At 38.0% G+C, this 11455-nt stretch carries 9 protein-coding genes and 1 riboswitch; of the genes, 5 read left to right on the forward strand and 4 right to left on the reverse strand.

Annotation, left to right across the window (positions count from 1 at the left end):
- Window positions 1–355: 355 nt before the first annotated feature.
- The 4 genes from IGJ49_RS05005 (at window position 356) to IGJ49_RS05020 (ending at window position 7337) form a co-directional block, all read left to right on the forward strand.
- On the forward strand, window positions 356–2794 hold the full coding sequence (locus IGJ49_RS05005; RefSeq protein ID WP_096081460.1) for a hydroxymethylglutaryl-CoA reductase, degradative: 2439 nt from the start codon (window positions 356–358) through the stop codon (window positions 2792–2794).
- A gap of 394 nt (window positions 2795–3188) precedes the next feature.
- Window positions 3189–3356, forward strand: a riboswitch (M-box (ykoK) riboswitch).
- Between the two features lie 84 nt (window positions 3357–3440).
- A complete protein-coding gene (locus tag IGJ49_RS05010; protein WP_010735805.1) occupies window positions 3441–4586 on the forward strand; it encodes an FtsW/RodA/SpoVE family cell cycle protein in 1146 nt (381 codons plus the stop codon).
- A complete protein-coding gene (locus tag IGJ49_RS05015; RefSeq protein WP_010735804.1) occupies window positions 4576–5715 on the forward strand; it encodes an FtsW/RodA/SpoVE family cell cycle protein in 1140 nt (379 codons plus the stop codon). The genes IGJ49_RS05010 and IGJ49_RS05015 overlap by 11 nt, the downstream gene beginning before the upstream one ends.
- 20 nt (window positions 5716–5735) lie before the next feature.
- Window positions 5736–7337, forward strand: coding sequence for a phosphatase PAP2/LCP family protein (locus IGJ49_RS05020; RefSeq protein ID WP_438722596.1), 1602 nt, complete (start codon window positions 5736–5738; stop codon window positions 7335–7337).
- A 122-nt stretch (window positions 7338–7459) separates the two neighbouring features.
- On the opposite strand, the gene IGJ49_RS05025 is transcribed toward IGJ49_RS05020, so the two are convergent.
- From IGJ49_RS05025 to IGJ49_RS05035, 3 genes are all read right to left on the reverse strand, one after another.
- Window positions 7460–8200, reverse strand: a complete 741-nt coding sequence (locus IGJ49_RS05025) for a hypothetical protein (RefSeq protein ID WP_349520201.1) — start codon at window positions 8198–8200, stop codon at window positions 7460–7462.
- Window positions 8201–8508: 308 nt separating this feature from the next.
- Window positions 8509–8754: a hypothetical protein gene (locus IGJ49_RS05030; RefSeq protein WP_010735801.1), complete on the reverse strand. Its 246-nt coding sequence runs from the start codon at window positions 8752–8754 to the stop codon at window positions 8509–8511.
- Window positions 8755–8776: 22 nt separating this feature from the next.
- Window positions 8777–9628: an aldo/keto reductase gene (locus IGJ49_RS05035; RefSeq protein WP_438722597.1), complete on the reverse strand. Its 852-nt coding sequence runs from the start codon at window positions 9626–9628 to the stop codon at window positions 8777–8779.
- Window positions 9629–9787: 159 nt separating this feature from the next.
- Between IGJ49_RS05035 and IGJ49_RS05040 the strand changes: the two genes are divergently transcribed.
- Window positions 9788–10792 (forward strand): nucleoid-associated protein, encoded by a 1005-nt coding sequence (locus IGJ49_RS05040; protein WP_019723512.1) that lies wholly within the window; start codon window positions 9788–9790, stop codon window positions 10790–10792.
- A gap of 129 nt (window positions 10793–10921) precedes the next feature.
- Here the strand turns inward: IGJ49_RS05040 and IGJ49_RS05045 are convergent, their stop codons facing one another.
- Window positions 10922–11278 (reverse strand): YxeA family protein, encoded by a 357-nt coding sequence (locus IGJ49_RS05045; protein ID WP_029594083.1) that lies wholly within the window; start codon window positions 11276–11278, stop codon window positions 10922–10924.
- Between the last annotated feature and the right edge of the window lie 177 nt (window positions 11279–11455).

The raw sequence follows: 11455 nt of genomic DNA on the forward strand, positions 1-11455 counted from the left end.
AAATATAGCGCTTTTTTTAAAAGGTGTATGTTATATTTGTATTTCCGGTAAAGAATGGTATATTTTTGTAGGAGATACTTGACAGTTAGAAAATAATCAACTGTCCATCTTTTATACAATTTAATAAGAAGTGTATTTTAATTTTTACGAAACCATTCACATTGTTCTATCCATTTGATATAGACAAACGTTTTGAAGAATGTCTCGTCGGTTACAGCGTGACGTTGTTCGCAAATATATGAGAAATAAGGAGGGAATCCGTTTGCGCAAAAGATTGTAACACCTATAAATCTGTCGCGTTTTATATAATACGTGGATAAGTAAATTTATAGGCTTTGGCAACGGGTGGCTTAACTTGAAGGAAGTCGTTATTATAGATGCTGCACGAACACCGATTGGAAAGTATCGTGGTAGCTTAAGCAGTTATTCTGCTGTTGAGTTGGGAACATTCATTACAACAGAAATCCTTGAACGAACAGGGATAAACAAAGAAGCAATCAATCAAGTCATTTTTGGAAATGTGCTTCAAGCAGGGAATGGGCAAAATGTTGCACGACAAATTGCGATCAATAGCGGAATCCCCGTTAGTGTTCCGGCAATGACAATCAATGAAGTTTGTGGATCTGGGATGAAATCAGTGATCCTTGCGCGTCAACAAATCCAACTAGGCGAAGCGGACCTGATCATAGCCGGTGGTGTTGAAAGCATGACTAGAGCGCCGATGATCCAAGTGAGCGATCCAGAAAACGAGAAAATCGAAGAAATCTCAAGTATGGTCAATGATGGATTAACCGATGCATTTTCCAATACTCATATGGGACTGACAGCAGAAAATGTGGCAAAACAATTTTCTGTGACGAGAGCAGAGCAAGATCAATATGCACTGGCTTCACAATTAAAAGCAGGACAAGCCAGCGAGTCAGGGGTCTTCAAGGAAGAAATCATTCCAATTTCCCGTAATGAAGAAGTATTTGCAACAGATGAAGCAGTGCGAGGAAATAGTACATTAGAAAAATTAAGCACCTTACGGACGGTTTTTGCGGAGGACGGCACAGTTACTGCTGGAAATGCTTCACCTTTGAACGATGGTGGCTCTGTACTGATCTTAGCGTCTAAAGACTATGCGATTGCTCATGGCTTACCGTATTTAGCTACGATCAAAGGAGTCTCTGAAGTTGGGATCGATCCAAGTATCATGGGGGTAGCTCCAATCAAAGCAATCAATACCTTGATGGAGAAAACAGAGCTTTCCTTGGACGACATCGATCTATTTGAAATTAACGAAGCGTTTGCTGCGTCATCGATCGTTGTGAATCGTGAATTGAATCTCCCATCAGAGAAAGTCAATATTTATGGTGGTGCGATTGCGTTAGGCCATCCGATTGGTGCTAGTGGCGCTCGTATCTTGACTACTTTAGGCTATGCGTTAAGAAGGCAGCACCAACGATACGGAGTAGCTTCATTATGTATTGGTGGCGGTCTTGGATTAGCTGTTCTTTTGGAAGCTAATTTGCAAGAAACTGGTGATAACAAAAAAAAAAAGTTTTATGAACTAACGCCAGAACAACGTAGACAGCGACTAGTTCAAGAAAAAGTGATTTCCCAAGCAGAAGCAACAGGTTTTAAAGAATCTGTTTTAACAGAAGATATCGCCAACCATTTGATTGAAAATCAAATCAGCCAAGTAGAGATCCCATTAGGTGTCGCATTGAATTTTCAAGTGAACGGTCAAAAAAAATGGATTCCTATGGCAACGGAAGAACCTTCTGTAATTGCTGCAGCGAGCAATGGCGCAAAAATATGTGGCGATATCAGCGTTCAGATACCCCAACGATTGATGCGTGGGCAGATCGTCTTGACTGGTCGTTGTGATTATCGAAAAATCAAAGAAGTCATTGAAGCAAGAAAACCAGAATTGGTCACTTGTGCAAACGAAAGTTATCCTTCGATCGTCAAGCGTGGTGGAGGTGTCCGAGAAATTTCTACTCGAGAATTTATGGGGAGCGAGCATGCCTATCTTTCACTTGATTTTTTAGTGGATGTCAAAGATGCGATGGGTGCGAATATCATCAACTCGATTTTGGAGGGAGTTGCGGTTCGTATCAAAGAATGGTTCCCTGAACAAGAAATCTTGTTCAGTATCTTAAGTAATCTGGCGACGGAATCTTTAGCAATCGCGACTTGTATGATTCCTTTTGAGCGATTGGCAAAGGACAAAGAAACGGGTCAACTGATTGCTGAAAAGATTCGTCAAGCGAGTGAATACGCAAAATTGGATCCTTATCGGGCAACGACCCACAACAAAGGAATCATGAATGGTATCGAAGCGGTCATCTTAGCCACAGGAAATGATACACGAGCAGCCGCAGCGGCTATTCATGCCTATGCTGCTCGAAATGGTAGTTACCAAGGGTTGACTGACTGGCAAATCAAGGAAGATCATTTGGTAGGGAAATTGACGGTTCCTTTAGCTGTTGCGACAGTAGGGGGCGCTTCCCGAGTTTTACCGAAAGCGAAAGCTTCTTTAGATATGTTAGCAATTGATTCTGCACAAGAATTGGCACAAGTGATTGCAGCTGTTGGTTTAGCACAAAACCTGGCGGCACTGCGTGCACTTGTTAGTGACGGTATCCAAAAAGGACATATGTCCTTACAAGCGAGAGCATTGGCAATCACAGTTGGTGCCAAAGGGGACGAAATCGAGAGAGTTGCCGCAAAGCTTAGGGAGTCAGGAACGATCAACCAACAAAGCGCACTAGCTGCCTTAGAAGCTATCCAGGCGAGCAAAAACTAGGAATAATTTGCGAAATGGGCGTAGTAGCTGAGGGAAAATGACAAATAATTTTCATTATTATAACGTGCCTCTAAAAACACAAAAAAAAATACCTATGCTAAGTATGAAGAATCTATAATCTGAAATTTATTTTTTTCATAAGAGGCCATCACGTCTTTTTATGCTATTTTCATTTTTTTGTGAGGTTGTATAATATCAAACAAAACGTAACAGACCTTGTCGATTAAAGGTTTTCTGTTACGTTTTTTTACATACTCTGATCTAAAAAATATAGAACATATATTATTAAATTTTAAAAATAATTTATATAACATTAAAAAAAGCTAAAGTTTTTTAAGCTTATTTGAGGTTCTCTTGTGAATAAATACTCTAACAGGTATACTTTTCCTCAAATAGAATAACTTGTTAGGCGAGACTCCTAAACAAACATAGGCTATTGCGCAGAAACGTCGAAAGACGCCAATGTGTAAAACAGGAATTGTCGGATTAAGGCTCTTCATAAGATAGCTAAGAGAAATCTTTACGTTGTTTAGTGTCAAAACTCACACGATGAGACTGAAAAGCCAATCGTTTTTTTCGTTTGGCTTTTTTTATTCAAGATGGGTAAGTGACGTATCTCCGCTGTAACACAAAGGAGAAATATAGGATGGGTGTAAAAGACATAAGAAAAATAGATTTGTATTTGCTCGTACCATATCTGTTGATCAGTGTAATAGGATTATTGATGATCTATAGTGCGAGTACGTTCCGTTTGATGTCATTCGATCAAAGTACAAATCAACTTTTAGTTCGACAAATGGTATTTGTAGCACTTAGTTGGGCAATGATTTTTTTCATTTACCGAGTGAAACCTGCATTTATACTCAATCATCGAATCGTAAAAATAATGATGGGGATCGGTATCGTGGGGCTGATCTTGACAAAGGTACCTGGGATTGGTGTCAATATCAGTGGTGCGCAACGATGGATCTCAATTGCAGGTTTTCAATTTCAACCTGCTGAAATTGTCAATGTCGGTATGATTTTTTATTTAGCTTATTATTTTAGAAAACCCAAGCAATCATTGAATGAATTAAAAAAACCCTTTTTTATCATCGCTTTATGTTCTCTGCTGATTTTATTCCAACCAAAAGTAGCTGGTGCGATCTTGTTGATCATCTTAGCTGCAATCATGATCACGACGGTTCAATTACCAGTTCGCTATATTTTATTGTTTTTTGCAGGACTGTTCAGTCTCTTTTTGCTCCTTGGCGGCATTATTTATTTACTAGGGCAAAATGACCTATTACCAAGTATTTTTGCTCATACTTATGATCGCTTGAGCATTGCTTTTAATCCTTTTTTAGATCCTTATGGAAAAGGATTTCAGATGAGTCAATCTTATTATGCCATGTACAACGGTGGGCTTTTTGGATTAGGACTGGGAAATAGTATTACCAAAAAGGGCTATTTACCAGTAGCCGAGACTGATTTTATTTTTTCGATTATTTTAGAAGAGTTAGGCCTGATCGTAGGCTTACTGATTCTAGCAATGTTATTTTCGATTATTTTGCGCTTATTTGTCTTGAGTGCGAATGAACCAAATCAGCAGATCGGGTTGATTTATTTGGGAACAGGGATGTTGTTATTGCTACAGACAAGTATCAATATTGCAAGTATCAGTGGCATGATCCCAATGACAGGTATTCCGCTTCCTTTTATTAGTTATGGAGGATCAAGCTATTTGATTTTATCCATGCTTTTGGGTGTTTGCCTGAAACTGTCCTCACGAGGTAAGCAAAATGAAATTTAAAATAAATGAATTCAACTATGCATTATTTTTACCAATCTTTCTTTTATATTTATTAAGTGTCGGTGTGCAATATGGGGCAGCTGTTTATGACCAAGTTCCAGTCCGAGGAGTCGTGCTTCGACAAATCGTGTTTTGTTTGATGTCGGTCGGGCTGTTGTTTCTAACACAACGAGTGAAAACAGTCGTATTGTTAAGATATTCTCCTTATCTTTATGGCTTTTCACTTTTTGTGATGGGCCTGTTGTATCAGTTTTATGATCCGGTGATGTTTCAACTCACAGGCACCAAACGTTGGCTTAGGATCGGCAGCTTTTCATTTCAACCTTCTGAATTAGTGAAACTCACCTTTATCTTAGTGGTTGTTTATTTGACCTTGATCTATGAGCAAAAGGTGAAGCAACGAACCGTTAAAACTGATTTATTTTATGTAGGAAAGATATTACTGGTTAGTTTACCGACCTTTTTATTGATGTACATGCAAAAAGATTTTGGAACAAGTTTGGTTTTTGTCATATGCTTGGGGGCATTATTCATGATCGCTGGGGTACATTGGAAGATCATGACGGCAATAACCTCGATTCTAGTTATTCTCGGGGCCATTTTGATTGCTTTAGTTTTTACTGAATACGGACACCAGATTTTATATCGTCTGAATTTTAAGACTTATCAGTTAGATCGAGTACGCGCATGGGTTGATCCATTTGCATATAGCCAATCGATTGGTTATCAACAATCACAAAGTTTACTTTCTATCGGGGCAGGTGGGTTTAGTGGCAGGGCCGAAGCAATCAATCCTATCTATGTGCCCGTTCGTGAATCAGATATGGTCTTTACAGTGATTGCTGAAACATTTGGCTTTTTAGGAAGCGTTTCTGTGCTCTTTTTATATTTTTATCTTTTTTACCAAATCATTTATAGCGCAATCGAAACAAATAATAAAGGAAATGTGTATTTTGCGATTGTCTTCGTATTTGGTTTGTTATTCCAAGTGTTTGAAAATATTGGAGCTGCGATCGGTCTACTCCCATTAACAGGGATTCCTTTACCATTTTTAAGTCAAGGAGGAACTTCCCTCTTGGTTATTGGCTGTGGTTTAGGCATTATTTTAGGATTTAAAAAGTATGAATGAGAAGTAGAAGGGAAGTTATTATGAAACAGATGCCAAAAGGAACATTGGTGGTAGCATTCGTATCACTCGTCATATTGACGACTTTGACCACACTAGTTATGACAGAAAACACCTTATTCAACCAACTTGATTTAGCCATTTATCAACAGGAGCGATTAATCGAATTCCCAGTATTAACAACATTTTTTAGTTATTTTGCAAAACTAGCAACGATTATTCCTACTTTATTTTTCACAGGTTTGCTTGCAATTTTTAGTTGGCGGAAACAGTACCACAAATTAGCCATTTGGCAAGTCTTAATGGTTTTGACAGTTAGTTTGATTGGCTACGTGATGAAACAAGCTATCCAGCGGACACGACCTGATGTGGAGCAATTGATTCCTAGATCTTCTTACTCTTTTCCAAGTGGTCATTCGATTTTGTCTATGACGCTATTCTTAGTATTTTTGATCACCATGTACATTATTTATCGCGAGAAAAGGGTAAATAAACTAGTATGGGTGGGGGCTCTATATCCATTATTGATTGCTAGTTCTAGAATTTATTTGAGAGTACATTATCCTAGCGATATCTTGGCAGGTTTTTTACTGAGTTTTTCAGTTGTTTTCTTATGCTATAGTCTGTTTTTCTCTTTTATCACTGAAAAAACAGTAAGAAAAAAGCACCAACAAAAACGAATATTCACTAGAAAACAAAAAGTTTTATTGTCTATTATGGCATTTCTTTTCCTATTAGTAGGTTCTGCAGTTGCGTATGGTGTTCGCTTTTACTACGATGCCAGACAGACCGTGACTTCGATGCAACAACCGTTACAAAGAGAAACCGTTCAGCGGGAAAAGGATACGCCAGTCAGCATTTTAGTTTTAGGTATCGCCAATAATTCAATTAGAAAAACGGACTATCGTGCAAATACGATCATGTTGGTGACATTGAATAATCAAAAGAAAACAACGACGATCACGAGTATTCCTCGAGATTCTTTCGTAGAAATTGCCAATATGGATGGACTGGTTGATAAAATCAACCATGCTCATTCTTACGGTGGTATCGACATGATGGTGGATACGGTTGAACAATATCTTGATATACCGATTCATCACTATGTATCGTTGAATATGGATGGATTAGAAGCGTTGATCGATGCTGTGGGAGGAATCACTGTAAATAATGCGTTTGAGTTTACAGCAGAAGACATCCATTATCCAGAAGGAACGCTAGAATTAAATGGTTGGGAAGGATTACAGTATGCGCGCATGCGAGCAGAAGATCCTGAGGATGACTATGGGCGACAGAAAAGGCAAAGGGAAGTCGTCAATATTTTAGTCAATGAGTTCTTATCTGTGAAAAGTTTATTCAATTATCGCCAGCTTTTAGAGGTAGTCGGTGAAAATGGGACAACGGATATGTCCTTAGATGAAATGCTCGGAATGATGAATGAATACCATTCGGCATTATCCAATATCACGAACCATCAGTTGAAAGGTGAACAATATATTGGTGATGGCATCTTGGGAGAAGCAGGGATCTACTATGAGAAGATACCCGATGAGGAACGGATGAGAGTGATGCAGTTGGTGCAAGAGCAATTAGAAACAACAGGGAAGAACGCAGCGCAACAATAGGAACAATCGATATTCTCTTTTTTACATTTATAAATGATAAAAAAAGCAGTTGAAATGAACGATGATCGTCATTTCAGCTGCTTTTTTAGGTAAAAATCATCACGCAATCTATTTGCTTGCGTTTATCTTTCGTTGATCGGTGTAGTGGCAAATTGTTCGATCAATGGCACTAATGTTAATTTCACTTTGTATTTACGTTCTAAAGCTTTTTCGATCGTAAATTCATTGACAGCAGACATAGAGATCTCTGCTAATTTTCGTGTGTCGTCTTTGACTGTTTCATTGATCACTACAGCATCTGCTGTTTTTTCAGCAGTGAACTTCGGATATTCTGCTACTTGTTTTGCAAAATCATCGAAAGTCAAAGAATCTGTCGCTACTTTTTCATCACTTGTTTTCTTGTCAGTTGTTGCTTCTTTACTGACTGATTGAGAAGTTGTCTCAACTTTTTCAACTTCTTTTGTTGGTGTTTCTTTTACGGACGCGTCATTAGTGACTGGTGTCGCTACAGGTTGAGCCGTTGGTTGATCTTTTTTCATGCGTTGATCATTCCAGTAAGAAACAATCTCAATCAATAGGTTGTCACGGAAACGTTCAAAAATCGTTGCTTCACCAGAACGAATACGTTTCAAGACAGCAGTAAAGTTATCGTCGATTGGTACATTGATGCGTGTATCTTCATTTGCTTGTCCTGCTAAGCCAATGATTAAGACTTGACGGTTTTTAGGATCAAGCATGACTTGCAATGGCAGACCATAACGGCGTAAACTTTCTTCTTCCAATGAACGGAATAATTGTGTGCGAACTCCATCTAAAGAAGGACGGAATTGTTTTAATAATTTTTGTTTTTGTTTTTTCTTCATAGATACTCTCCTTCATTCATACCCTTTCGATTATAAGAAAAAAACGAGCAAATGAAAAGGTTTATCAAGAAAAAACTTTTATTACTTCGATGGAAAAACAAAATTGAGTGGGATAATCGACCTCTCACATATGCTAAAACTGAATAAACGGTGGAAACAGCAGTAAACTTCTCGGAAATAAGGCGACATCCACAGAAATTTGATGAACAATTTCGTAGATATCGCCTTATTTCTCGAGGTTAAATACTTCTGTTCCAATCTCTCAAAAAGGGGAGCAAAAGTCCACAGACTAATGCTCCCTCATCTAGTTATTTTTTTGGCAATAAGGCAAAGGTGACTAGTTCAGGTGAATAGATGACCTCATGTCCTTGCCATTGCATCGTCATCAATGAATGATCCAAGCGTTTTTTTATTTCCGCAAGTTTTTCATCCCTTGACCAGTTTCGAGCAGGAAAATGCTGGATTTTTTCTGGACGGATCAAAAAGATAAAATCTGGATCAAATGTCTGAGTCACTTTTTCAGATAAACGATCTAAGCGGTCCACGGGGTTCATAGAATATCACTATCCTTTACCTTTAAAATTGTGTAGTATCTGGATCTTTTGCTTTGCCAACGACACCATCTAATTGGTCGATCGTCTTCATTTCTTCTTCTGATAGCTCAAAATCAAATAATTCAGTGTTCTCCTTGATTCTGCTTGGTGTAACAGATTTTGGTAATGGTAAGAAATCGTGTTGTAATGACCAACGTAGCGCTACTTGGGCAACGCTCTTATTGTGTGTGTTGGCAATCTCTTGCATTTCTGTGACGTCGAAGATTTTACCAGTGCCAAGAGGGCTATATGCTTCAAGGACCATATCATGTTTTTTCGCGTACTCAACAACAGGTGGTTGCAATTCGCCTGGAGCAAGAAATACTTGATTGACCATTGGCATGATTTTTGCTGTTTTTGCAAGTTCATCTAAGTGATGCGGTAAGAAGTTGCTGACACCGATCGCTTTGATTTTGCCAGCTTCGTATAACTCTTCAAAAGCACGCCATGTTTCGGCATTCGCTTCTTGCCAATTTTCGCGGAAAGAAACTGGATTAGGCCAATGGATCAAGAAAACATCCACATAGTCTGTTTGTAATTTTTTTAAGGACTCTTCGAAAGAGGACATTGCTAGATCGTAGCTATGGTTTTCGTTCCAAAGTTTAGTCGTTAAGAAAATCTCTTCTCTTGGAACACCACTTTCTTTGATTGCTTGTCCGACACTTTCTTCGTTTTTGTACCCTTGAGCGGTATCAATATGACGATAACCGGCAGCTAATGCTTCTTTAACTGAGGAAACAGCAACGTCTCCGTCAGGGGTTTGCCAAGTACCGAAACCGACAACAGGGATTTCATAGCCATTTGATAAACGGTAAGTAGATGTTAGTGAATTCATACTTTCAGCTCCTTTGATTTTAGTACACTTTAAGTGTAGCTTATTTTCTAAAAAAAGAAATGTATTTTGTTTGTTATAAAATATTTTTTTGTTCGTTCCATTTTGTCTCTGGTATTTTTGTTTGATTTTCCGTAAACTAGAGCTGAAAGGAATGAAACGATGGATATCTATTTAAAAAAAGCAATCTTGCATATTATTGATCGAGAAACAGGATCTCCTGTATTTTCACAACAAGAACTGGATCTTACGAAAGATTTTGTCAGGGACTTTCTACAAAAGAAGATCCAAAAAATCTCTTCTGCACAAACTAAAACAGGGCAACTCACTGAAGAAAGCCTATTTTCTCAAAACTTGAAACAGTGTCAAGAAAATTTTGTCGAAGAAAGTGAGCGTTTAGTCCAACGGTGGTTTGACATCTATGCAGAAAGTGAGGAAGCACCTAGTGCAGATGTTTTCGTTGTCTTGTATGAAGTAGACACTGTGATGTATTTAGCCTTATTGAAAGTGAATTATCGTGATGCTTATACTCACTATGTGGAAGCAGATGAAGCCGGTATTGACAACCGTTTGATTTTGAACCGAGCGATCCTTGGCTCAAAATCTCAAAAAGCAGATGAAGCCTTAGCAGTCAATCTGACAGATCTGACGTATGAGTTGATTGAAAAACGCTATGAGTTCTCTGGTAAAAAAGAATGGTACTTTTCGGGAAAAGTGATTGAGAGCGTCCCGGCACCTTCTTTGGAAGACAACGTCAAAGTGATAAAAAAAGTGGCGAAGCAGCTAGGCAAGAAGTTTGAAGCAGAAGAATTCGATATCATGGCGGACTTAAAAGAAGCTGTGTATGATACGATCGAAGAAAAAGGTAGATTGGATCATGAAATGATCGCGGAGAAAGTATTCAAAGAAAATATCACTGCCAAGTTAGCATTCCAAGAAGAAGTCAAAGAACAAGGCTTTATTCCAGAAGCACCACCAGTGAAAGAAGTACAAGAAATCTCAGAGAAAAAATTCGGAAAGCAAAAATTCCGTTTATCAAATGGCATTGAATTGATTGTACCAGTAGACGTTTATCGTAACCCGGATCTGATTGAATTTGTCAATAATCCTGATGGTACGATCTCTGTCATGATTAAAAATGTGGATGAAGTATTGAATCGTCTATAGTTTCTTTTAGATGAATCAAAGAAACCAAATAAAAGTGAATAGTAAAAAAGCAGTCAATATCCACGAAGATCGTTTTTCAAGTCTTGTGGGTGTTGACTGCCTTTTTTGTGTTGTTTATTGTAAACTGGTTCATTGATCTAATTGATCTAACGCTTTGTCCGGCACTTGAGAAGCTGTTACTTCTTCCCAACTGATGACGCCTTTACGTGAATTGACTTTTAGTTTTAAATAAGCATCCATTTTTAAAGGACGTTCTCTCGCTTCACGTAAAGTGACTGCTTTTTCTTCTCCTTGTGCGTTGTAAGCATTTTGGTCGTATACATAAATAGAAACGTCCATGTCATTGTCTGCTGAGTCAACTTCTTTTTCTCCGTTAGTGGTGATTTTTGTATAATAAGTTTCACCGCCATAGAAATAATCATAAGCGATAAAGCTTCCTCCTAGGAAAATTCCCAATACAATCAATAATGCTATCAATTTTTTTATCATTTTTTTCACCTCGGATACTATTATTCAACAAAATCTATTATTCGTCTATCGAAAGTCCAAAATTTATCGTATTTATATATAATAATGGCATATTCGCCGTTTTATGTATAAAATACTTAAGTTTTCTGTGAGAACATTTTTCAAAGTTGAGCTTACGATAATCGAATTTTAGGA

This window comes from Enterococcus sp. AZ171, from assembly GCF_051714005.1.
Taxonomy (GTDB): domain Bacteria; phylum Bacillota; class Bacilli; order Lactobacillales; family Enterococcaceae; genus Enterococcus_B; species Enterococcus_B pernyi.

Bases quoted from the DNA above. Each gene is read 5' to 3' on its own strand.
- IGJ49_RS05015 (WP_010735804.1), top strand. From the start codon at position 4,576: ATGAAATTTAAAATAAATGAATTCAACTATGCATTATTTTTACCAATC.
- IGJ49_RS05035 (WP_438722597.1), bottom strand. From the start codon at position 9,628: ATGAATTCACTAACATCTACTTACCGTTTATCAAATGGCTATGAAATC.
- IGJ49_RS05010 (WP_010735805.1), top strand. From the start codon at position 3,441: ATGGGTGTAAAAGACATAAGAAAAATAGATTTGTATTTGCTCGTACCA.
- IGJ49_RS05040 (WP_019723512.1), top strand. From the start codon at position 9,788: ATGGATATCTATTTAAAAAAAGCAATCTTGCATATTATTGATCGAGAA.
- IGJ49_RS05030 (WP_010735801.1), bottom strand. From the start codon at position 8,754: ATGAACCCCGTGGACCGCTTAGATCGTTTATCTGAAAAAGTGACTCAG.
- IGJ49_RS05025 (WP_349520201.1), bottom strand. From the start codon at position 8,200: ATGAAGAAAAAACAAAAACAAAAATTATTAAAACAATTCCGTCCTTCT.
- IGJ49_RS05020 (WP_438722596.1), top strand. From the start codon at position 5,736: ATGAAACAGATGCCAAAAGGAACATTGGTGGTAGCATTCGTATCACTC.